Source organism: Bacillus salipaludis (assembly GCF_030938565.1).
In the GTDB taxonomy this organism is placed as follows: Bacteria; Bacillota; Bacilli; order Bacillales; family Cytobacillaceae; genus Neobacillus; species Neobacillus salipaludis_A.
Genome location: NZ_JAVGVR010000001.1, coordinates 2,080,093 through 2,102,798, shown reverse-complemented (window position 1 = coordinate 2,102,798; position 22,706 = coordinate 2,080,093). Strand labels below are relative to the sequence as shown.

The window sequence follows — 22,706 nt, the reverse complement described above, 5'->3', positions numbered from 1 at the left end:
ATCTGCTTGATGGATTCCTTGAAAATAAGAATAAATAGAAATTAGCAATTGAGCATATATTCATAAGGGGTGATAAATGTGAATTTTAAAACTCGATTAGGAATAAAAATTATTTTTTGAAAATCACCGAAATGGTCAATACTTCAGTTTTGCAAATCGGTAGTTCTGGTCCTATTAAACGGTCCTCTGCTTTGCCTGAATGGTATCAAATACATCCACCAGTAGCACCAGGTGCACAAATATTAGCACCAGCTGTCCCTTTACAGGCACCTGTACGAGAAAAAGGTAGTATGAATAAATAGTAAAAAGCACCGGAAAAGCTATCAACGGGACACATTAGGTAAAGTATGTTTTGTCTTAGAAATTGAATTAAGCGATTTACTAATACTTATAGATGAAGAGGATAAACAAAAAGACGATGCTCACTAAATAGCATCGTCCCTATTTTTTATATCCTATTAATCTTCAGCTTCAAAACGGAATCCTACAATTTGTCTACAATCTACAACAATGACTCCAGGTTCTGCCTCACTATCACAGAAGAATGCACAACAATTCTTTTTATCAAAGCTAACAAATCTGGTATCCTCGATTACTGTATGTTCACATTTGCTCACAAAATGCTCACGGTTTTAAGCTAACCTAAACACAATCCCGTGTCCGCCTTTTGGATATTCCCATTTAATGTTTTCCTGTGGGCAGCCAATCCGGCAGCTTCCACATTCATGGCATCCTTCAAAGCCTACCTGCATCCGTGTTCCTTCCCATTTATAAACCTCGGCCGGGCAAAATACTGTGCAAAGTTTATCCGGACATTTGGTCATGCAAACATCATGATCAAGCACGGTTAAGTGTGATTTCGTGTCGCACTTAAATCTTAGAAGATATTGTTTTTCCTCAAGAGTTGTCGTTGACATTATTTCACCGCCTTCCAAACACGATAAATATCAGTAAGCACTTTGAAAGTTCCTCTTCCGTCTGTAAAACTCTTCATAATTTGTTTTTGTTTATCACGTTTAGGTGTACCATCAACAGTAAAGAATTTACCCATTGCTTTGGTTAGCATTGGAGCGTATTCTTTAAAATATTGTGGATATGACTCAAATGTATGAGGTGCATCTTTATATTTATCCAAGTCCTTCATGATAAAACTATTGTTAAGAGCTTCGCGGTATTGGTTTAAGCTGGATTCGCTAAAATCTCCGCGTTTTTTCGCTTGAACAATTGTCTGTGCTGCTAGTTCCCCAGAGTACATAGCCAAGTTGGATCCTTCACCGTGCATAGCGTTAACAAGCGATGCTGCATCACCAACGACAACAACACCATTTCCAACTACCTTTTGTACTGACCTGTATCCCCCTTCAGGGATTAGGTGGGCAAGATACTCTGCAGATTCCCCACCTTCAATCAAAGGTTTAATCGTTGGATGATTTTTTAATTGATCTAATAAATCATATGGCTTTAATTTATCTTTGATCATAGCGGCAAGTGTTGTACCGACCCCAATATTTATGCTATCTTGATTCGTATAAAGGAATGCTGCACCAAAATTTCCTTTTGTCGATTCACCAAAAATTTCAATTGCTACACCTTGGTTTTCCGCAATGTTAAACCGTTCGTTAATTTTTTCTTTTGGCATATTAATAACTTCCATGGCACATAAAGCAACATGTTCCGGTGGGTGTTCTTTCCGGAAGCCTAGCTGTTTAGCTAAAAGGGAGTTTACTCCATCGGCTAATACCACTACGTCGGCACATAGTTCTCCGTCGGGACGGTCTGTACGAACCCCAACAACCTTACCGTTTTCTACAATACATTCTGTGACCACGGTTTCATTAACTAGCAACGCCCCTGCTTCCACTGCTTTATTCGCAAACCATTGGTCGAATTTGGCTCTTTGAACGGTAAAACTATTGTAGGGTTCTGCACCCCATTCCATACCTTTATACCCTACTTGAATGGCTGATTCTTCACCTAACACCCAATACCTATGATCAACAACTGGACGCTCAAGTGGGGCTTCCTTCCAAAATTCAGGAACAAGATCCCTTAATTGTTTGCTGAATAAGACGCCGCCCATAACATTCTTGCTGCCAGGATATTCTCCTCTTTCAAGAAGCAATACATTCAAACCGTTTCTTGCGCAAACCAGTGCACAAGCTGAGCCTGCTGGACCTGCTCCAACGATGATTACATCAAATTTCTCAGACATAGCTTATTGCACCGCCCTTCTGAACCTGTTTAAATTGCTCAATTAATTTTGGCAATATTTCCATAGCATCTCCCACTATTCCATAGGTTGCTACGTCGAAAATAGGTGCTTTCGGATCCTTATTGATGGCGATTATGGTATCTGAGTTTTTCATCCCAACCACGTGCTGGATGGCACCTGACACTGCCACTGCAAAGAAAATTTTCGGTGTAACCGTTTCACCCGTCTGACCAATTTGAAGATAATGCGGAAGCCAGCCAGCTTCAACAACATCCCTCGTTCCACCGACACTCGCACCAATTGTTTCAGCAAATTCATGAATGAGTTGAAAGTTTTTTTCGTCCCCCATCCCTTTTCCGCCGCATACAATGACGTGGGCATCCGCTAAATTCGCCTTCTTTGTGACATCATTCACAATTTGTAGTACTTTCGTACGCATATCTTCTTCTTTGAGAGTGATTTGTTCTTCAATAACCTTCCCTATTCTGCCTGCAACCGGCTCCACTGCTTTCATAACTTTAGGACGAACTGTTGCCATTTGCGGCCGATGTTTCTTACAAAGAATTGTAGCCATAATATTACCGCCGAAAGCAGGACGGCATGCTTCTAATAGCCGGTTATCTAAATCGATATCAAGCATTGTCGTATCTGCGGTTAAACCGGTATTTAAATCGGTCGCTACTGCACTAGCTAAATCTTTTCCATTCGGTGTCGCACCATAAAGAATGATTTCAGGCTTATACTTTTCGGCAAGCATGTCTACACCCTTCATATAAGACTCCGTGCGATAATCTTTTAATATAGGATGATCAATGATATATATTTCATCTGCTCCATATTCAATAACTTTGTTTGCCAATGATTTAATGCCTTGTCCAAGTAAAAATCCTCCCAGCGGAACTTGCAGCTTATCAGCTAATTTTCTGCCGGCACCTAACAACTCTAAAGAAACCCCTTCGATTTTCCCATCATTTTGTTCGATAAAGACCCAAACTCCACGATATTCCTCAAGATTCATTTAAATCCCTCCCTGCGTTAAAAAGATAAAGGTTTATTTTGATGACTGGATGGCGAACAGATCTTTTTTATCCATTAAGACTCCCATGAGCTGTTTCACTTGCTCATTCGCAGAGCCTTCAAGTTGTTTCACTCCACCTTCCGGCCTTGGGGGGGTAAACATTTTTCCTACAACCGTAGGGGAACCCTTTAGACCAAGCTGTGTGCGCTCCACATTTTCCAGATCACTAACTGTCCAAACAATTGATTCGTATCGTGCTGCTTTCAACATGTTTGGCATAGGTGCATATTCAATCTCGTTAATTTCCTTTTCAACTGTAAGCAGACATGGCAATTCTGCCTGAATTAATTCATATCCGCTGGATAGCTTTCTTCTTAATAAAACGGTCTTTTCGTTTAAATTCACTTCCGATACTTCGATTACATTTGTAACTGGAGGGATATCCATCCTTCTTGCTATCCCGGGACCAACCTGCCCGGTATCTCCATCAATAGCATGCTTTCCGCAAATAACCATATCAACAGGAAAATCCTTGCTGATTCTTTCCAGCGCTTTAGATAAAGCATAACTCGTTGCTAGCGTATCCGCCCCTGCAAATGCACGGTCTGAGATTAGATAGCCTCTATCTGCACCAATTTCAATACTTTTTTTAATGACCTCTGTTGCTTGAGGTGGCCCCATGGATAACACAGAAATCGTACCGCCTGTTTTCTCTTTAATCTTTACAGCTTCCTGTACAGCATGTGCATCGTAAGGGTTTAGGATGGCTGGTGCACTGCGGCGGTCGAGTGTGTTGGTTTTGGGATTAATTTTAATAATTTTTGTATCAGGTACTTGTTTGACACAGACGACAATGTGCATGTAGGACTTTCCCTCCTCCATAAAATCTGGTAATTGAAAGCTATTGCTTTCAGATAGAAAATGCTTTTATTGCGATATAGGAATCGCAACATAGGCATAGTACTAAACTAAGTTAATTTTCTGTTTTTTCCTTACTTGTTAATTTTAGTCTAAATTCAAAAGCGAGTGTATGAACCTTTCTTGAACTTTTGAATAGACTTCAATACATGTGAGCTTTTCTGGATGTTGGTTAATACGGAACTGAGTGGGAATGAAAGGGAATGTAAAAATCTAGAAGCATATGTAGAAAATCCTGATGTAAGTTTATTAATATCTTTAATATAACTATATGAAATATTAAGATATAAACAATGATAAAAATCACATTGTTATCTAAAATTATTAATATTCCATTTCTTATCATTAGGCTGCGTTAAAGGACAATGTTGATTTTTGAACAGCGTTGATTGGAGCGGAAGGCACGAAGGCTCCTCGAAAATGCTAACGCATTTTCTTCGTGCGTGGCGGATTCAAGGAAGCAATTCAGTGTCCTGTGGGAGTACGGGACAGGCGAGACCCCGCAGGAGCGAAGCGGCGAGGAGGCTCTCCGAACAGCCCACGAACCGTTGGTGCCTGGAGCGGAAATCAACAACTATGCTTAACAGAGCCTATCTTTAAGAAAGGGAAAGGATTGGAGTGTAAATGGCTGGTGTATTGATTGGAAGTATTCTTTCTGCGTTATCAACAGGAGCGGGTGCATTAATTATTCTTTTTATCCATCATTCCGTTACACACCGCTTTAAAGATATCCTATTAGCCTTTAGTGCAGGGATTATGATGACTGCCTCTACAATAGGACTTATTCCTGAAGCATTAAAAATCGGGGGGTTTCTTTCACTTTTTATTGGAGTGCTTCTCGGAGTTTTTACATTAACGATTTTAGAAAAGAAAATACCGCATATTGAACTTGACCATAATCAATACGGGATTCAGTTTGACGAAAAGGCTTTTTTGATCATTTCCGCAATCACCCTTCATAATATCCCGGAGGGGCTTTCAGTAGGTGTGAGTTATGCCTCTAATACGGGAGAGACGGGGAATCTAATTGCACTGGCAATTGGATTTCAAAATGCGCCGGAAGGCCTTCTAGTTGCGTTATTTCTAATCAATCAAAAGATGGGTAAATTTAAGGCCTTCATCCTTGCGACGTTAACGGGTGCGATTGAAATTGTTACTTCATTAATGGGATTTTATTTGACAGCATTTGTTCAAGGGCTTGTACCATATGGACTTTCATTTGCGGCAGGAGCTATGTTGTTTATTATCTATAAGGAGTTAATTCCGGAAAGTCATGGGGACGGTAATGAAAGAACATCAACCTATGCCTTTATTACAGGCTTGCTTGCAATGGTATTGATTATCGAAACTTTTTAAGAATCGCAGCAGCATCCACACTCCAATCTTTTCTTTTTAAAAACCCACAATCACCTTCGGCCATACTAATATTGATTGTTTAAAAGAAAGCTTTACCTCCTCTTGTTTTTTAGTAGATTGACCTGCAACTTTCTGATACTCGTAGATTAATTCATCAAGCTCTTGACTATATTTGATGGTCTCTTCACTTGTAAAGCCTTTTTTATTTGCACATTCCATCATAAGTTCTCTTTTTACTTTTATTTCTGCTAACATTTCTGAACAACTACTTCCATGCTTGTACAATTTCATCCTTCTCCTTACTCTTACACTCTAATCCACTAAATTAGGCTACTTGATGAATTATACAAGAATTTGTCAAAAAGTAAACCGTATCGCAAAAGTAGACAAAACATTATAATTATTCCGTTCTTTCGACACAGTTTTCTAGATTTGCAGATTTTAAGAATTATAAATAAAAGCGGCCGGCAGATCTGCCGGCCGTATCTTCGTTATTATCTCTTATTGATTTACCTCTTCTTTTTCATAAATTGGTACCCAGCCCTCTGTCGTTACGAAAATACGGACAGCAACGACTTTACGGTCTGCTTCAAGTGTAAAGTAGTGTCTTATATTCTCCGGAACAGAAATTAAATCTCCTGGATTTAAATGAACTTCAAAGAACTCGCCATCTTTTCCTTGGATAACGAATACACCATGTCCGCTTACGATAAAACGAACCTCGTCATCTGTATGATGATGCTCTTGTTTAAAGTTCTTCAAAAGAACATCCAGGTTTGGTGTTGTATCAGATAAAGAGATTACATCCTGTGCTTTATAGCCTCTTCTTGCCGAAATATCTGCAATTTCAGTTGCAAAAACAGCTAAGATTTCCTCTTTTTCCTCATCACTTAAGTTATATTTTTCAACTAAAGCTTGAGGTAATTTTGAAATATCCCATTGCTCATAAATAACTTCCTGACTTGATAGGAAGCCTGCAACCTCCTGCTGATCATGAATTTGTTCTTCTTTACTTTGGAATGTAATATAAGCCATTTTCATTCTCTCCTTATAAATAATTTAATTTATACCACTTTAAATAACTGATTTTGTTTATACTCTAATAGTCGTAACTGATAACGAAACAGAAATTCTGATGCCTCAAGTATCTTCTTGGCTTCAAAGGCGGTTTTTCCCCAAACTGTTATCCCATGATTTCGAATTAGAACAGCACCGGAATCTCCTGAAACATGCTCTGAAAATTCACGAGCAAGTGTAGGAATATCGGCATAGTTATGAATAATCGGAATTTTTAAGACAGCATCTTCTTCCCACATATCAAATGCCTTAATAAGCTCCTGGCCTTTAAACGTGACCTCACCTTGGTCGCCATACACTTCAGAAATGACATTATTATCAATCGTATGAACATGGAGACTGCATCCGGCACCTGTTTTTTGATAAATTTCCACATGAAGCAAAGTTTCCGCAGACGGCTTTAAATGAGTTTGATCGACAGCACGGCCGAATTCATTGACTAGAAGAAAATCCTCATCCGTACGTTTCCGCTTATCCTTGCCGCTTGCTGTAACCAAAAATTGCAGTGGATGATCACTAACTTTGATCGCAAGGTTCCCACTTGTCCCCATAAACCAATCTCTCTCTGCCAGTTCGTCTTTAACATCCGCCAATTCAGACCATCTTTTCTTTAGCATTTTATCTCATCCACCCCAATTCTTTTTTTATTTCTTCGATACAATCAAAGAACGTATTGAACCCCTGGTGATTAATTCCCCATTCAACACATTTTTCTTGAAGCAAATCCCTTGCGAGCACAAAGTCCGCCTGTTTTGCTGCTTCTAAATCGGTAACAGAGTCACCGATGACAATTTTGAAAGGATCTTCTTCTATGTTTAATTGTCGAATAATGCTCGGCTTACAACAGCCGCATTGATTGCTGCATAGTTTATCACATTCATGCGGCCATAAAATTTCGATTGTTTCACCGGAAAAATTTGACCCATTGCAATAAACTCCATCAAAGGGACCGAACTCCTCTAGAATCGGATGAAGAAAAAAGTCGATTCCACCACTAATTATGTAGAATGGAATTTTTTCACTGCGGGCAAATTCAACAAATTCTTTGAAACCCGGTCGAATTTTAGCATTTTCAATTGCAAATGCAGTAATTTCATCTTTCCAATCACTTGGCAATAACGAAAATAATTTTCCTACCCCTTCACTGATTGATATTTGCTGGGATAAAATTTGATCCTTGATAGCTTCCCATCCTGGAGGTGCAAATCTTTTCATAATGGCAATAATGTTGTCACTCTCGGTAACCGTCCCGTCAAAATCACAATAAATTACAGGTTTCGTCATTAAACCGTAACCTCCGCATTTCCCCATAATTCAAGAGCCTTTTTAAGCTCCGGATAAACTTTAGCACCTTCCACCAAGGAATCACCTTTTAATTTGGTATCAATTGCCTGCCTGAAAGCTGTGCCGCCCCCTTTTGCTCCATCCGGATGTCCATGAACGCCGCCGCCTGCATTGATAATGGAATTTACACCAAAATCACGAATTAACAGTGGAACCAATCCTGGATGGATTCCAGCAGAAGGGACAGGAAATGCTGTCTTAAAAGTATCTTCTTTTGTAAGCTCATCTGCTATCGATAAAGCTAGAGGTTTATCTAAAGCAACCGTTCCGTATGGTGACGGGAATAATGACAAATCTGCACCCGCATAGCGTAACAGCTTTCCAAGTAATAAAGAATGGGATAGTCCATATTGCGATGATGATGTTAACGCACCACTTACCGCAGGATGTGCCATCAATGGTAATCCAATGCCATCATCCTCCCTTAATTCCTGTAGGACATCAAGGCCATAAGAAAACACATTAAATAATAAAAGGTCAGCTCCAAGCTCTGCAGCCCTTCTAGCTTTATCCTTAAGCTGTGATGTTCTGCCCGTTAAATTTACTGCATACAAGGTTCTATGCCCTGTCTCTTCGTAAACCGCTTGTAGAACTTTTTTACCCTCTGTAATTCTTTTTTCAAATGGTGTAAGTTCATTTTCAAAAAGAATTTCATCATCCTTTACCAGGTCTACTCCGCCAAGTGCTTGCTGTTTCAATTGTTCCGCTAAAAAAGCCAGATCTTTTCCCAGTACCCCTTTGAAGATGCTCATTAACAAGGGACGCCCTTGGACACCTACCTTTTCACGAATGCCTTCAATTCCAAATCTAGGTCCCGGAAACTGCATTTTTATTTCTTGGCCAAACACTAAATCAAGGAGTTTAATTTTCCCATCGAGGGACAACTTTCCAAAAACAGTCGTTAGAATTGCCGGTAAATCATTTGAAAAATTAACGGTTGGGTAGGCAATCCGGATAACTGACGGTTTTTCTGAATGCCAGTCTTCAACGGACACCACCCTGCCCTTATGTTTGCGCAATTGATCTTTTTCAAGTTCAGGCAGATTTGTCCAGGAACCTACCGTTAATCCTAGTGCGATTTCTTCCGCTTTTTTTTTCGGGTTTTTTTCCTCATGAAGTAGGTATGTAGCAATGATTTCAGTCATAGATGTTCAACTACCTTTCGTTAAATAAAAAACCTCTTCGAAAAGAAGAGGTTAGCATTCAAAACTAACATCTTCTCATCTTTCAGCTTTTTGCTGCAAGATTTAGCACCGTGCTTACCATTTTGGGTAAGTCGGTTGCCGGGCTTCATAGGGCTGGTCCCTCCGCCTGCTCTTGATAAGAAAACATTCGTTATATTCACTTTTAAACGTTGCTTAACTTTATAAAGGATTATCCCAAGAAAAAAAAATCTGTCAACTATTTTTTGAAAATTTCCAAGGAACTTATTCTTCTGACAGCTTCTTTAAGCCTCTCCTCGTCTGTTAATAACCCAACACGAACATACCCTTCACCAAAGCTGCCAAAGCCAATCCCGGGTGCAACCATAATATGGGCTTGGTCAAGTAGAAGATTAGCAAATTCCTCAGAGGTAAATCCAGTGGGAACCTTTAACCAGGCAAAAAAGGATCCTTTCGGTGCAGTTACCTCCCAGCCAATTGTTCGAAGTCCATCAATTAAAATATTCCGTCTTCGCTCATACAGCTGGTTTTGCTCCCATACACAATCCTGTGGTCCCGTTAATGCTTCCGCAGCTGCTTCCTGTACGGCGCCAAACAGACTAACATATAAGTGATCCTGCAAAAGCTCAATTGAAGAAATGATTCTTTCATTTCCTACAGCAAACCCAACACGCCAGCCAGCCATATTATAAGTTTTAGACAATGTATAGATTTCGATTCCAACCTCTTTTGCTCCCTCTACCTGTAAAAAGCTTAGAGGTTTTTCCCCGTCAAAGCCAATTGCACCATAAGCAAAATCATGGACAACACAAAAATTATGTTCATTTGCTAGCTTAACGGTTTCAGTGAAAAACTCCTCTGTTGCGGTCGCTCCCGTAGGATTATTCGGATAGTTAAGAAACATTAATTTTGCATTTTTTAAAGCTTCTGGTGTTAATTCCTCATAATCAGGTAAAAAATGATTTTTTTCCCTTAAAGGCATTGTAACCATCTTTGCCTGTGCTAGGGCTACCCCGGACCAATAATCCGGATATCCGGGATCGGGGACTAGAATGGTATCGCCGGGATTTAACAGGCATAGCGGCAATTCAACCAGACCTGCTTTTCCGCCAAATAAAATCGCGATTTCTTTGTCGGGGTTAACTGAAACACCATATTCCCTTTGATAAAATTCTGCTGCCGCCTGCTTCAAATATGGATAACCTTGAAAAGGTGAATATTTATGATTTATCGGTTTCTCGGCGGCTTCTTTTAGCTTCTCAACAATATGTTTTGGGGTTGGTTGATCAGGGTTACCCTGGCCTAAGTTAATAACATCGTGACCTGCTTTAATGTACTGCCCCACTTTTTTTACTAATGACGCAAAAAATTGTTTCGGTAGATTTTCTAATAGATTTGATGGTGGAAAAGTGTTCAAATGTTCTCACCTGCTTAAAAAGTAAATTATTATTGAAATTCTAGTCAGTAATGATATTACTTTTATAACGGCTTGTAAAGTAAAAATTCGGCAGATTCCAATTTTCGAAGTTAGAAAACCTGAATATTATAAATAATTTTTAAAAACATTGACACTATTATTATTTGACTGTTATTATTTCAACATATTGAAAAAAATGAAAATTAGATTTTCTCTTATCACGAGCTGGCTGAGGGATTTGGCCCTTTGAAGCCCAGCAACCGACCGTAATTCCATTGTAAAATGGGGCGCAGCTGCGCCGGGAATTCTCCCACAAGGCACGGTGCTAATTCCAACAGAAAGATTACTTTCTGAGAGATAAGAGGTGCGAAGAACAAAAAACAATTGTCCTTTAGCCTCTTTCAGATGAGAAAGAGGCTTTTTTCTTTTGAAAAAGCCTCTAATAAACAGGAGGAATAAATCATGAGTATTTTAAATCTAGAAACATACCAGCCATTAACAGAAACCACCGCAGTCCAGCTAGCATTAGAACTAAATATATTTGATGCTGATTCTCAAATAACCTGTAAGGAGATTGGGGATGGGAACTTAAACTTAGTTTTTCATCTCGTAGAGCAAAAAAGCAGTAAAAGTATTATTATTAAGCAAGCGCTACCTTATGCGAAAGTTGTTGGAGAAAGCTGGCCGTTGACCGTTAAAAGAGCAAAAATAGAAGCCGATGCTTTAAAAATATTTGGTCATCTAGCACCAGCCTACGTTCCGGAAGTTTATTATACCAATGATTTATTAGCCGTAACTGTGATGGAGGACCTTTCCCATCTTTCCATTGCAAGAACAGGATTTATCAATGGGGAAACCTATCCTTTAATTTCACAGCATCTTGGTGAATATCTAGCGAAAACATTATTTTATACCTCCGATTATGGGTTAGGACCTGCGGTAAAAAAGGAGCAGGTACAAAAATTTATTAATCCGGAACTATGCAATATAACAGAAGACCTTATTTTTACGGATCCTTATTATGAGGCTGAAACGAATGAATTTGAAGAGGGTTTGCGAGCGGATGTTGAATCCCTTTGGAATGACGAAGATTTAATCTTTCATGTTTCCGTGTTGAAAAAAAGTTTTTTAACAGAAGCAGAAGTTCTTCTTCATGGTGACTTGCACACGGGAAGTATGTTCGCAAATAACTCCGTGACAAAAGTGATTGATCCGGAATTTGCTTATTATGGTCCTGCTGGTTTTGATATAGGGCAGGTATTTGCAAATCTACTGTTCCAAGTCATTGTTAACAATGATAACCGCAATATCTTTATTAACCATGTCGAAACGGTCTGGAATGTTTTTCATAAAGAATTCAGCCGCCTTTGGGAAGTAGAAAATAAAGAGAAATTAGTAAATACCCAATTATTTTTGAACCACGTTGTCTCAAAATACTTTGAGGATGCCCTTGGATTTGCAGGCTGTGAATTGATTAGAAGAACAATTGGCCTTGCCCATGTAGCTGATTTGGACCGTATTGAAGATGAAAACGTCAGATTAACCGCAAAAAGAAAATCATTGGAATTAGGGACATTACTCATAAAACAGCGGAAGGAAATAAATGGGTTGACTGAATTCATCACTGCTATAAAAGAAACGATAAAATAGAAAAAGCAATCCGCCTGGATTGCTTTTCATTTTGAATTTGCTAAAAGTGGAAGGATAATGGTAAAAGTGGTTCCCTTCCCTATTTCACTTTCAATTTGAACGGTTCCCTGATGTTCTTCAATAATCCGGTAACTTACCATTAAACCTAGGCCGGTTCCCCGTTCCTTAGTCGTATAAAAAGGTTCACCTAGTTTTTTTATTTTTTCTTCCGGAATCCCCATCCCTTCATCGCAGATCGAAATCCGAATTTGGTTATTTTCTGTTTGGTTGATTTTAATTAAGATATTACCGCCATCCGGCATTACTTCTATCGCATTTTTGATAATATTAATAAAAACCTTTTTTAATTGATTCGGTTCACAAAAAATAAGCGGAAGCTTGTTCTCAAAGCTTGTAATAAATTGTACATTATGCAAGACTGCTTGAGCGTTCAGAAGGTCAACCGTTTCCTTCATTATTTGTTTAATATCTTTTTCCTGAAACCGTTTTGCCTGCGGCTTTGCTAAAATTAAAAACTCATTAATAATTGAATCGATACGCTGTAATTCTGACGTTATAACTTGGTAATACATTTCATGTTCTAATTTAATACTGCCTTCAAGTAATTGAATAAACCCCTTTAAGGCCGTCATTGGATTACGAATTTCATGTGCAATCCCAGCAGCAAGCTCTCCAATTACGTTTAACGTATCGGATTTCCGAAGCTGCTCCTGTATTTCTATCTTTTCGGTAATATCTTTAATAACCGTAAGATTTAAGCCCTCAACAATCTCGTGTTTTGATGAATAGTCAAAATATCTTTTTTGGCCTTCTTCTGATTCAATGATAATCGTCGAAGAATGCTTCCCCTTATCCATTGCCTGTTCAACATGTTTGATGATTTCTGGTTTGATCTTAGTTTCACTGAATAATCCAAAAAGATTCTTACCAATTAAAAGGTCTTTAGAAAGACCAAATATGTCTTCTGCACTGCTATTAAGATCGACAATCTGAAATTGATCATTCCATAAAAGGAGCCCATCAATCGAATCCTCAAAAATCATTCTAAACTTCCGTTCACTTTTTTTTAGTTTCCTTAATTCTTCAAGAAATGGATACTTGGGGGTATTTCTAATCCCAACGTGGGTATTCCTATTTTCTTCTATATGTATGTTACCCGCTTCATCTAAAGGTAAAGCGTTATTTTTCTGAACCTGCTTTTCCACGTATCGCACCCCACGACTTCCAATAATGTAGCTCCACTCATCATATTATAAGTTTATATATTCTACATTATAGAACAAAAATCCTTTATAGTACTCCTTTTCTACTAAAAAAAGGCAGAACGCTAAGCGCTTTGCCTTTTTTCACTTATAACATAGGGTTTTCATGCTTGGCTCTTAACCGCTGCCATCTTTTTTCTACTTCAGCTTCAAATTCTTCTAAAATTGGTTTGTTTTCATCTTTTAAAAGGTGCTTTGTCTTGCCCATATATTTAAGCCAATCAGCAAGTGGAATCCGTCTGTTTTTCTCTTCCGGATTATAGGTGATATTGGTAACTCCCTGTTCCACCTCATAAAGTGGGAAGAAACAGGAGTTTACAGCTGCTTCTACAATGGTTGTACCGTACCGGTCATCCGATTTCCAATTTAATGGACAGGTAATCAAGATTTTCCCATAAACAGTCCCAACATTTTGTGCATACCACTGAGCCTTTGCTCCCTTTTTAATCAAATCTTGCGGGAATGCCTCAGAGCCTGTAAATACATATGGAATATTCGTAGCTGCCATGATTTGAGCAGTATCCTTATGATGGAAGGCTTTCCCGTGCTGTGCCTTTCCTACCCCCGATGTGCTTGTCATATGGCCAAGAGGAGTGGAATAAGACATTTGCGAACCCGTATTCATGTAGCCTTCATTATCATATTCAAGCATAATCAGTTTATGGCCGCGAAGGGCTGTACCAATTGCAGAGCCCATTCCAATATCCATTCCGCCGTCACCAGTTATCATAACAAATGTGGCATCATCCGATACTTGAATTTCCCCCCGGCGCTTCAATTCCATAAAGGCTTCAACTGTTCCTGAAAGTGTAGCTGCCCCGTTTTGGAATAAATTGTGCATCATTGTTTGCTTATGGGAACTATGCGGATAAGCAGTAGTCGTAACATAGGCACAGCCAGTTTGGAAAAGCGTGACAATATCGCCTTCAATTCCTTTAAAAAACAGTTCAAGACCTGCGAAAATTCCACAGCCTGGGCAGGCTCCATGGCCGGAGGCAATTCTTTTCGGTTTACCTGTTAAGGCTCGGAGCGGCGGGATTTTCACCTTTAATTTATTTGTTTCTTCATCCATTTTTACTTCAATTAATCCAGATTTATAAACATCCCCATGCTGCGGGGAAATAACTGGCTTAAGAATCTTTTCCGGGTTCCCAGGAAAATGCCCATAGTAATCAAATGGCTTCTCAGCATAACCCTTTTCCATTGCATCCATCGTTAAGTTGAAAAATTCCTGTGCATCACCAGCATAAAAGTCTTTCCCGCCAAGTCCGAACACGCGGCTTAAGACAATCGTTTGATTGGCTTTGTCGTCTTGAAGAGCAGACTTCACTTCATGTGTTAAATTTGGTCCATGCGCACCATATGAATCGGCACGTTCACCAACTAATAAGGCTTTCACATTTTTTAGTGCTTCCCGAATTTCCTTTGCAGGGAATGGGCGAATGATATTGGGGCTGATTACACCGGCTTTAATTCCTTTTGCCCGTAACCCGTCAACAACATCCTTTGCCGATTCGGCAGCAGAGTTTAATAGGAATAAGGCAACCTCAGCATCTTCCATTTTATATAAATCAAGAACTGGATATTCTCTTCCGGATAATTTTGCATATTCAGCTGCAACCTCTTTAAAAACTTCACCAGCATTGTATAACGCTTCTGATTGCTGGAAATGGTTATTCATCAAATCCTGCCCATTCATGTGGGCTCCAATAGTAACCGGTTTCTGCGGGTCCCTAATAAAATTATAATCAGTTGGACACTCCCCTACAAATTGTTGAACTTTACTTCGGTCTTTGAAATATTCAACTCTTCGTTTTTGATGGGAAGTAAAAAAGCCATCGTAGGCAACAATAACCGGCAAGCGTACTTTAGAATGTTCTGCAATTTTAAGTGCAATAATATTCATATCGTAAACTGCCTGGGGTGTTTTGGCTGTTAAAATGACCCAGCCAATATTCAAGCCATAGTATAGATCGGAATGATCTCCTCTAATATCAAGCGGCCCGCTGACGGCACGAGTCACAAGGTTCATAACCATTGGAAAACGTGTACCAGCTTGTACCGGCAGCTGTTCAATCATATAAAGGAATCCATTTGCACTTGTCGCATTGAATACCCTGGCACCTGTTGCTGCGGCACCATAACAAATTCCCGCGGAACCATGCTCTCCATCTGCAGGAATTAATTTGATATCATGCTCTCCGCGCGTTTTCATTTGATCTAAGAATTGGGCTACTTCTGTTGATGGTGTAATTGGGAAATACCCCATGATATGATAGTTGATTTGAGCAGCAGCCATCGCTGCCATTTCATTCCCAGATTCAAAGGTTGATAATTGTTCAGCAACCTGATTTGCCAATAATTTATCTTCTAAAATTGCCATTAGTATCTACCCCCTGCTACATAAGGAAAGTTTTGCTTAACGCGGTTAGCATCTGCATAGCCAATCATCTCACGAAGATCGCCCAGCGCAGCTGTAGGACATGCTTCTACACATTTTAGACAGCCTTTGCAATATTGATAGTCAATTCCTTTCAGGAACATTTGCTTTCGGCCCCGTTTATCTTCTCCTTCTTCCCATACAAAGCAATAATCTGGACAAACATTATCACAGGCTGCACAGTCTATGCATTTATCCCGGTTAAATTCCGGCAGAAATCCTTGTCTTGAGCCACTCAAATCTTTTAAAATACTATTACCTTGTGCTATAATGGAGCCGCCAATTTCTTGGGTCATAAATCCCAACAGTGACTGTGGACGAGTAAATGCTTTACCTTCCGCCCCATTCGGCACTTGATAAGTTTTAAATTGAACTTCTTCAAAACCGCGATTAAAGGTACGAATATTTGGTTCTACAAGATGTGGATATTTTTTTTCAAACGTTTTACGAATCACATCTCGCATCGACTCCGGGTCCAAGAAATCACAAATTCGATACAGCGCTCCAAGCATTGCTGTATTTACCTTTGTTTTTTCTTCCACAGCAATCGTTAAAGCATCAACGATGGCAAGTGTTCCATATTCAAGTTTTAAATCTCTTTTTACTTCATCAAAATCTCTTGCTGTGTTTACTAATACGATCCCATCAGCATTTAAGCCGCTGACAACATTAATCGTTTTGTATAGTGCTTCATGGAACACACCTACTATATGTGGCTGTTCGATTGGACTGTGATCCCTAATTTGAACTTCAGGCTCACAAAAGCGGATAAAGCTTTTCACTGGAGAACCTTTTTTCTCCGAACCATAGGACGAAAAATTAGAGCCATTTAAGCCAAGCCCTAATACACCTGCCTCAGCTAGCATTTTTCCAGCTAAGTTCGCACCTAATCCCCCAATAGATTCCAAACGGATTTCAAAAAATCCCAAATCATTTTTCTTCGGTAATACCGACATAGTATCCCCTCCCGATAGACAAAAAGCATCGATGTGCTTATTCTAAAAAAGTAAAATAGATTAACTTCCCCAAGAGTATTGTAAGGCAATTGTTTCTAATAAGTCTGTGACAAATGTTATACATACAGGAAGTTCCTTATAACACTTTGTAATTTTTATTAAAAAACCCTAATACAAATGACTTTGAAGCGTTTCCATAATTATATAACAGGGTTAAAACTGTGGTATAACAGAGAGCAGTTCAACCTGTTCCCTACAACTTCATTTGTTTAACATCTACTCTATTAGCCAAGAATGGGTTATAATTAAATGTTATTTATTATAAATAAGGAGAAATAGAATGAAAGTCATTTGTACTACTTTAAACGCTAAGTATATTCATACGAACCTGGCTATTCGTTATTTAAAGGCTTATGCTTTGCCTGAATTTAATATAAAAATTAAAGAATATACGATAAAAGACCCGGTCATGAATATTGTCACCGACCTCTATCAGCAAAAGCCGGACGTTATAGGATTCAGCTGTTATATTTGGAATATAGAAGAAACAATTAAAGTCGTAAACATGCTTAAAAAAATCGATCCTTCCATTATCATTGTTTTTGGGGGTCCTGAAGTTTCCTATGATACATCGGAATGGATGGAAAAAGTTCCTCAGGTCGATTTTATTGTGATGGGCGAAGGGGAACAAACCTTTAAACAGCTTCTTTCAGAAATTGAAACAAACAAAGACTATCGAAATGTCCCTGGCATTGCATACCGGAATGAGGGTCAAGCTGTGATTACGCCGCAACTGAATAAGCTTGATTTAAAAGAGCTCCCCTCACCCTACCGCTTTGAAGAAGATATCCCGCATCTGGGCAAACGTGTCTCCTATATTGAGACAAGCCGTGGTTGTCCGTTTAGCTGCCAATTTTGCTTATCCTCTATCGAAGTCGGGGTTCGCTATTTTGAAAGAGAAAAAATTAAAGAGGATATTCGTTATTTAATGGCAAACGGTGCCAAAACGATTAAGTTTGTCGATCGTACCTTCAATATCAGTAGAAGTTATGCAATGGACATGTTTCGCTTTTTGATCGATGAACACCTGCCATGGACGGTATTCCAGTTTGAAATCACTGCAGATATTATGCGCCCTGAAGTCATTGATTTTCTCAATCAAGAGGCACCCAAAGGGTTATTCCGCTTTGAAATTGGTGTTCAATCCACCAATGACTTTACAAACGAACTGGTAATGCGAAAACAAAATTTTACAAAGTTAACTCGAACGGTAACGATGGTTAAAGATGGCGGTAAAATTGATCAGCATCTTGATTTAATTGCCGGCCTGCCGGAAGAAGACTACAATTCCTTCAGAAAAACGTTTAATGATGTTTTTGAATTACGGCCGGAGGAATTACAACTTGGATTTTTAAAAATGCTCAGAGGAACCGGAGTACGGCTTCGTGCTAATGACCATGGGTATATCTATATGGACCATTCGCCATATGAAATTTTGGGGAATAACGTACTTTCCTTTGATGACATTGTCAAAATAAAACAAGTGGAAGATGTATTAGAAAAATATTGGAACGACCATCGAATGGACCTGACAGTAGAATATTTAGTTACAAACGTCTTTTCTTCACCATTTGATTTCTTCCAACAATTCGGAACCTTCTGGGATGAACAAGGATGGTCAAGAATCGGCCATCAATTGGAGGACTTATTCCGTAGACTGCATTCCTTCTTAGAACATATCTCTATAAAGGACTTGGAAATCGTAATCGGACTGATGAAATACGACTATCTGATCCATCATAAATATAAACCAAGGAAGCCTTGGTGGGAACAGAGTTTCACAAAAGAAGAGCGCGTAAAAATTTATAAACAAATCTCGGAGGTTCCTTCCTTATTAGGACAGTCTTTTATAGATTTAGGGCTTGATGAAAAAGATTTATTTAAGCATACCATGCTTGAGAATCTTTCCTTTGACCTTAAGGAATATCTTGAATCAGGAAGAATTATTGCCCATCCAACCCGTTTGGTTGCTTACTTTAACCCGACAAACGAAGAAACGGTGATTTTCTCATTCAAGGAAAAATAGTCAGGCGCTTTAACCCGCCTCGGATTGTCGAGGAAGATTATATTTCTCGGCAATTTTCCATTCTTTCTAAAACTTAAATACTTAAATACCGATTTTTATTTAAAGACTTTCCATGCTAAGGGGCCTGTTGATTGGAGCGGAAGGCACGGAGACTCCTCGAAAATGCTAACGCATTTTCTTCGTGCGTGGGCGGATTCAAGAAAGCAATTCATTGTCCTGCGGGAGTACGGGGCAGAGAGACCCGCAGGAGCAAAGCGACGAGGAGGCCCCCCGGAACGTCCGCGGAAAGCGAAGTGTCTGGAGCGGAAATCAACGGACCTGTAGAACTGCCAATATATTAATCAAATACCTTATAGAATTGTAAGTAAGTAAACGAATAAAGGCTATCGAATTTTTTCGACAGCCGGAGCCGGCTTAAAGCCGGCTTTTTATTGTTTTTTACACTCTGTTTTCTTCTTATTTTTATTTGGTATTTGAAGTGTTTCAAACAGCTTTGTCCCGTTTACATCTCCAAATTCAATGCTGAATTCTTCTTTCGGAATTTGTGCCTTGCTGCCTGGCTTCATTACCCTCTTCCCTTTCTTCCTAATTTGGAATTTCGATTGGCACCCTTTAAATGATCATCTTCTCCATGAGAAAATTCTGCTGAAAATTCACTTTCCTGAACATTTTTATGTGGGGTTTTAGAATACTTTTCAACTGCATTAACTTCTGCTTTCCTTTTTGCCATCGTATAATCCTCCCAAAAAAATAATCTTACACAAGTAGTTTTTATCAAACAATAATAATCATTCATTTCCTTTTTTTTCTTAATATAAATTTTCTTTGCTGTAGGAAAATATAAGAAAAAGGAGTGAATGATTCATGACGAAGCAAAATCGCGAAAAATCTCTAAAACCATTGGATATAGATGAAACCTTGCCACATCAAATCAGTGCTCCGAGTTTTGAGGGTACTGGTATAAAAATGGAAACACCATTTGTTAACAAGCATGGGGTAGTGATTGGTGACAGTATGTATGCATCTGAAAATTCTCCTTTAGAAAATTGGACCGATGAAACAGATCCTGAAATTATGGCTGGAGATGAGTGGGTTCATCCAACAAACGATATCGGCTGGAATACAACCGAAAATAAGGAATTACTTGAGAGTAAACGGAAACCAAAAGCTTACCCTTTTATGCACCCTTCGAAGGATGTTGGAAAGGGAACAGACTAAATTATTTTTTCTAAGATATCCATATCCGAAAAACATTACCACACATTAAAATAAAGCAATGAAAAATACTATGCATACAGAGATTTTTTCTCTGTAACGATTTTAAGGAGTTGACGATTATGGCTAATAGCAGTAACAAATTATTAGTTCCAGGCATTGAACAGTACCTGGATCAAGTTAAATATGAAATAGCGCAAGAGTTTGGCGTACACTTAGGATCAGATACAGTCTCACGGGCAAATGGTTCTGTTGGGGGCGAAATAACAAAGCGACTGGTCAAGCAGGCTCAGGCACAATTATCAGGAAATTCCTCACAAGAATAATTTCATAATTGGCTGAAAAAAAGTCCGGCAGGATAGCCGGACTTTTTACTAATTTTTATGCTTGTAACGATACGATTCTTGGCTATTTTTAGTCTTGCTTGATTGAGGGTGCTTCTCTTTTCCCTTTGCTTTTTGATTTGAATTTCCCTTGTGACTGGATTTATTCTTATTACTTAATTGTTTATTGTGGTTGGAAATGTTTTCTTTATTGTTTTGGTTCTTCTGATTGGAAATGTTTTCTTTATTGTTTTGGTTCTTGTGACTTGAATTTTTCTTTTGATTTGAATTATTTTTATGGCCAGGTTTTGAATCCTTTGAACTGTGGTCCTTTTTTTCTTGTTTTTTCGATTTCTTTTCCGATTTATTTTTCATCTTACCTTGTGGACGGTTCGATGGAGGTTGATTCATTTGTTTTCCTTTTTTAACAGTGACATTATTAGATTTATTTTTGTCCCCATCAAGTTTCTTCTGCTGTCCCGGCGGTAATGCGGGTTGTGCCGTAGGTGCAGGAACTGCGTTTTGGCTCTTAGACTTTCCATTAATCCATTTTGTTTCCGTTTGATCAGCACCTTGAAGCGATTGGATTTTATTTTCTTTGTATTTCCCGGTCGTAAGCCCTAATTGACGAGCTTCTTTCCGTTCTTTTTCAGAACCACTTAGGACAGTGGCCTCTAAATTCTGTTTATTTACTGATTCTTTAATTTCCTCAATGTTTTCTTTTAGCTCATCTTCAACCGGTTTTTCTGCCTGTTCCGTCCGAACGGTAGAAATAATGACCTGTTTACGATCAATCAAATAGCCTTCTTTTTTCATCTCGCTAAGAAGGTTTTGAGTGAGGTCAGATACGTCCTTTTTCTGCCAGTTAGGAATATGCGCAATGATTTCCTTTCCTGCTTCATTAAAGCCTGTTAATTCGACCACCTGCATCTTTTTATTTACACCAAGCTCAATACTTGGATTTACATCAATCGACATATAGGCATACGCTTTGTTATCCTGATAAGCAGGAATAAAGGAAGCAAGAATTAAAAGGAGAACCATTAACCCTACCCATACAGGTTTCAATTTGAAAAGATTTTTTACAGAACGTCTGGATTGGGATGCAGGTAAATCATTATTTTCAATGGGAAAAAAGTGAATTTCTTCACCGATTTCATAGGGCTGATTCCTTTTTCTTGCGCGTAAAAATTCACCCTCCGGGGTTAATAGCAATAGAAATGCATCATCAATTTCCATTACAATTCCTTTTTTCATGTCTCAAGCACCCCCTTTATATAATCCTTTAGAAAAACATAATCACCTGATAAAATAAGTGCGATTGCAATAATATACTTACGATTTCGTTCAATTGTTTTCCTGCTGACATCTACCATTTTTTCTAATTGTTTAATGGGAAGACGTTTTTTTTCAAGTAATATTTCTTTAAGCTCCGGATGATCAACAATCATTTTAGCGATAAGAATTGCATTTTTTCGTGCATCTGCATGCTTTGGAGAATTTTCCACTAAATCACTGAAGTTTAAATCAAAGGTTTTCAGCAGTTGTTGAAATTGAATAATCTCATCTTTTCTAAGCTGCTCATCCGCCTTTTTATGATAATTTTCAAGAGATAATTCGTTTACAATTACCGTACCGGGAGACTCCTCTTCGATGGATGAGGTTTGGAAATCAAGACTTATATGTTGATTTTTTGTTTGTTTACGAATATAGTCAATAACTCTTCTTTTGATTAAAACTTCAGAAAAACTTAATAGGGAACTTCCCCGCTCGGATGAATATTTTTCAATCGCTTCATTAAAGGCTAAAAGACCAATGCTGAATTCATCATCCGTTTCATATATATATCTTTTGCATACAGAAGAAACTGTTTTTGCAATAAATGGTTTGTATGATTCAATCAGTTCATTAAGTAGGATACGGTCCCCTTGCTGAATTAATTTTACCGATTCCTCTAGAGTTTTTTTCTTCTTTTTGGTCATGAACAACAAACTGAGCATTAGACTCACCTCTCTATTCACCCAATTATACCATACGGATGATGTTATAGATTTTAGGGGGGTCATTACCAATAGATAACAGTTTGTTACAACTGTTAATCATCAAGTTTATTGTCCAAAATGAGACCGTTTTCTTGTAAATTTTTTCCTTTCTTTTAGATTTTTTGATATCGCTTTTTCATTACAAAAGTACGGTTATGTTAAAGAGGTTTGTGGGGGTTTATAAATAATTTTTATACAGGAAAAAACCCCCATAAGATAAAATGGGG

At 38.6% G+C, this 22,706-nt stretch carries 23 protein-coding genes and 2 riboswitches; of the genes, 5 read left to right on the top strand and 18 right to left on the bottom strand.

What is annotated here, in order from left to right:
• Nucleotides 1-458: 458 nt before the first annotated feature.
• Genes RCG21_RS10375 through RCG21_RS10355 form a run of 5 tightly spaced genes read right to left on the bottom strand, consistent with a single transcriptional unit; the run spans nucleotide 459 to nucleotide 4,091 of the window.
• Complete coding sequence (locus tag RCG21_RS10375; protein WP_308913135.1) at nucleotides 459-617, bottom strand: hypothetical protein; 159 nt, start codon at nucleotides 615-617, stop codon at nucleotides 459-461.
• 15 nt (nucleotides 618-632) lie between these two features.
• A complete protein-coding gene (locus RCG21_RS10370; protein WP_133332615.1) occupies nucleotides 633-917 on the bottom strand; it encodes a ferredoxin family protein in 285 nt (94 codons plus the stop codon).
• Nucleotides 917-2,212 carry an FAD-dependent oxidoreductase gene (locus tag RCG21_RS10365; RefSeq protein WP_133332616.1) on the bottom strand — a complete coding sequence of 432 codons (1,296 nt, stop codon included), beginning with the start codon at nucleotides 2,210-2,212 and terminating at the stop codon, nucleotides 917-919. Before RCG21_RS10365 ends, RCG21_RS10370 begins: the two co-directional genes overlap by 1 nt.
• On the bottom strand, nucleotides 2,205-3,230 hold the full coding sequence (locus RCG21_RS10360) for an electron transfer flavoprotein subunit alpha/FixB family protein (RefSeq protein WP_133332617.1): 1,026 nt from the start codon (nucleotides 3,228-3,230) through the stop codon (nucleotides 2,205-2,207). The genes RCG21_RS10365 and RCG21_RS10360 overlap by 8 nt, the downstream gene beginning before the upstream one ends.
• Nucleotides 3,231-3,263: 33 nt before the next feature.
• Nucleotides 3,264-4,091 carry an electron transfer flavoprotein subunit beta/FixA family protein gene (locus RCG21_RS10355; RefSeq protein WP_133332618.1) on the bottom strand — a complete coding sequence of 276 codons (828 nt, stop codon included), beginning with the start codon at nucleotides 4,089-4,091 and terminating at the stop codon, nucleotides 3,264-3,266.
• 681 nt (nucleotides 4,092-4,772) lie between these two features.
• On the opposite strand from RCG21_RS10355, the gene RCG21_RS10350 reads away from it, so the two are divergent.
• The gene (locus tag RCG21_RS10350; protein WP_133332619.1) at nucleotides 4,773-5,504 is read left to right on the top strand and encodes a ZIP family metal transporter; all 732 of its coding nucleotides are present in this window, start codon (nucleotides 4,773-4,775) and stop codon (nucleotides 5,502-5,504) included.
• Between the two features lie 36 nt (nucleotides 5,505-5,540).
• Here the strand turns inward: RCG21_RS10350 and RCG21_RS10345 are convergent, their stop codons facing one another.
• The 6 genes from RCG21_RS10345 to RCG21_RS10320 all read right to left on the bottom strand — a co-directional run bounded on the left by RCG21_RS10345 (nucleotide 5,541) and on the right by RCG21_RS10320 (nucleotide 10,505).
• On the bottom strand, nucleotides 5,541-5,789 hold the full coding sequence (locus RCG21_RS10345; protein WP_133332620.1) for an aspartyl-phosphate phosphatase Spo0E family protein: 249 nt from the start codon (nucleotides 5,787-5,789) through the stop codon (nucleotides 5,541-5,543).
• A gap of 216 nt (nucleotides 5,790-6,005) precedes the next feature.
• Nucleotides 6,006-6,539: an acireductone dioxygenase gene (gene mtnD / locus RCG21_RS10340; RefSeq protein ID WP_133332621.1), complete on the bottom strand. Its 534-nt coding sequence runs from the start codon at nucleotides 6,537-6,539 to the stop codon at nucleotides 6,006-6,008.
• Between the two features lie 29 nt (nucleotides 6,540-6,568).
• Nucleotides 6,569-7,198: a methylthioribulose 1-phosphate dehydratase gene (locus RCG21_RS10335; protein ID WP_026574678.1), complete on the bottom strand. Its 630-nt coding sequence runs from the start codon at nucleotides 7,196-7,198 to the stop codon at nucleotides 6,569-6,571.
• Between the two features lies 1 nt (nucleotide 7,199).
• On the bottom strand, nucleotides 7,200-7,865 hold the full coding sequence (locus RCG21_RS10330; RefSeq protein ID WP_133332622.1) for a 2-hydroxy-3-keto-5-methylthiopentenyl-1-phosphate phosphatase: 666 nt from the start codon (nucleotides 7,863-7,865) through the stop codon (nucleotides 7,200-7,202).
• Complete coding sequence (gene mtnW, locus RCG21_RS10325; protein WP_133332623.1) at nucleotides 7,865-9,070, bottom strand: 2,3-diketo-5-methylthiopentyl-1-phosphate enolase; 1,206 nt, start codon at nucleotides 9,068-9,070, stop codon at nucleotides 7,865-7,867. The genes RCG21_RS10330 and mtnW overlap by 1 nt, the downstream gene beginning before the upstream one ends.
• A gap of 72 nt (nucleotides 9,071-9,142) precedes the next feature.
• A riboswitch (SAM riboswitch) is annotated at nucleotides 9,143-9,252 on the bottom strand.
• A gap of 74 nt (nucleotides 9,253-9,326) precedes the next feature.
• Nucleotides 9,327-10,505, bottom strand: a complete 1,179-nt coding sequence (locus RCG21_RS10320; protein ID WP_133332624.1) for a pyridoxal phosphate-dependent aminotransferase — start codon at nucleotides 10,503-10,505, stop codon at nucleotides 9,327-9,329.
• Between the two features lie 212 nt (nucleotides 10,506-10,717).
• Nucleotides 10,718-10,869, top strand: a riboswitch (SAM riboswitch).
• A gap of 98 nt (nucleotides 10,870-10,967) precedes the next feature.
• Between RCG21_RS10320 and mtnK the strand changes: the two genes are divergently transcribed.
• Nucleotides 10,968-12,155: an S-methyl-5-thioribose kinase gene (mtnK, locus tag RCG21_RS10315; protein WP_133332625.1), complete on the top strand. Its 1,188-nt coding sequence runs from the start codon at nucleotides 10,968-10,970 to the stop codon at nucleotides 12,153-12,155.
• A 26-nt stretch (nucleotides 12,156-12,181) separates the two neighbouring features.
• Here the strand turns inward: mtnK and RCG21_RS10310 are convergent, their stop codons facing one another.
• The 3 genes from RCG21_RS10310 to RCG21_RS10300 all read right to left on the bottom strand — a co-directional run bounded on the left by RCG21_RS10310 (nucleotide 12,182) and on the right by RCG21_RS10300 (nucleotide 16,813).
• Nucleotides 12,182-13,360, bottom strand: coding sequence for a PAS domain-containing sensor histidine kinase (locus tag RCG21_RS10310; RefSeq protein WP_235824680.1), 1,179 nt, complete (start codon nucleotides 13,358-13,360; stop codon nucleotides 12,182-12,184).
• Nucleotides 13,361-13,505: 145 nt separating this feature from the next.
• Complete coding sequence (locus RCG21_RS10305) at nucleotides 13,506-15,800, bottom strand: thiamine pyrophosphate-dependent enzyme (protein ID WP_133332626.1); 2,295 nt, start codon at nucleotides 15,798-15,800, stop codon at nucleotides 13,506-13,508.
• Nucleotides 15,800-16,813 carry a 2-oxoacid:acceptor oxidoreductase family protein gene (locus RCG21_RS10300; RefSeq protein ID WP_133332627.1) on the bottom strand — a complete coding sequence of 338 codons (1,014 nt, stop codon included), beginning with the start codon at nucleotides 16,811-16,813 and terminating at the stop codon, nucleotides 15,800-15,802. The genes RCG21_RS10305 and RCG21_RS10300 overlap by 1 nt, the downstream gene beginning before the upstream one ends.
• A 340-nt stretch (nucleotides 16,814-17,153) precedes the next feature.
• On the opposite strand from RCG21_RS10300, the gene RCG21_RS10295 reads away from it, so the two are divergent.
• The gene (locus tag RCG21_RS10295) at nucleotides 17,154-18,899 is read left to right on the top strand and encodes a B12-binding domain-containing radical SAM protein (RefSeq protein ID WP_308913134.1); all 1,746 of its coding nucleotides are present in this window, start codon (nucleotides 17,154-17,156) and stop codon (nucleotides 18,897-18,899) included.
• Between the two features lie 428 nt (nucleotides 18,900-19,327).
• Here RCG21_RS10295 and ykzE read toward each other — a convergent pair whose 3' ends face one another.
• Together ykzE and ykzP are read right to left on the bottom strand one after the other, a co-directional pair.
• Entirely contained in the window at nucleotides 19,328-19,465 is a 138-nt protein-coding gene (gene ykzE, locus RCG21_RS10290) for a protein YkzE (RefSeq protein WP_165976143.1), read from the bottom strand.
• Complete coding sequence (gene ykzP / locus RCG21_RS10285) at nucleotides 19,465-19,629, bottom strand: protein YkzP (protein WP_165976144.1); 165 nt, start codon at nucleotides 19,627-19,629, stop codon at nucleotides 19,465-19,467. The genes ykzE and ykzP overlap by 1 nt, the downstream gene beginning before the upstream one ends.
• A gap of 134 nt (nucleotides 19,630-19,763) precedes the next feature.
• On the opposite strand from ykzP, the gene RCG21_RS10280 reads away from it, so the two are divergent.
• Both RCG21_RS10280 and RCG21_RS10275 read left to right on the top strand, forming a co-directional pair.
• On the top strand, nucleotides 19,764-20,117 hold the full coding sequence (locus RCG21_RS10280) for a DUF3905 domain-containing protein (protein WP_133332629.1): 354 nt from the start codon (nucleotides 19,764-19,766) through the stop codon (nucleotides 20,115-20,117).
• 119 nt (nucleotides 20,118-20,236) lie between these two features.
• Nucleotides 20,237-20,440 (top strand): alpha/beta-type small acid-soluble spore protein, encoded by a 204-nt coding sequence (locus RCG21_RS10275; protein ID WP_133332630.1) that lies wholly within the window; start codon nucleotides 20,237-20,239, stop codon nucleotides 20,438-20,440.
• Nucleotides 20,441-20,488: 48 nt separating this feature from the next.
• Here the strand turns inward: RCG21_RS10275 and RCG21_RS10270 are convergent, their stop codons facing one another.
• Nucleotides 20,489-21,694, bottom strand: a complete 1,206-nt coding sequence (locus tag RCG21_RS10270) for an anti-sigma factor domain-containing protein (RefSeq protein ID WP_133332631.1) — start codon at nucleotides 21,692-21,694, stop codon at nucleotides 20,489-20,491.
• Nucleotides 21,691-22,446 (bottom strand): RNA polymerase sigma factor SigI, encoded by a 756-nt coding sequence (gene sigI, locus RCG21_RS10265; protein WP_235824681.1) that lies wholly within the window; start codon nucleotides 22,444-22,446, stop codon nucleotides 21,691-21,693. Before sigI ends, RCG21_RS10270 begins: the two co-directional genes overlap by 4 nt.
• Nucleotides 22,447-22,706 lie beyond the last annotated feature (260 nt).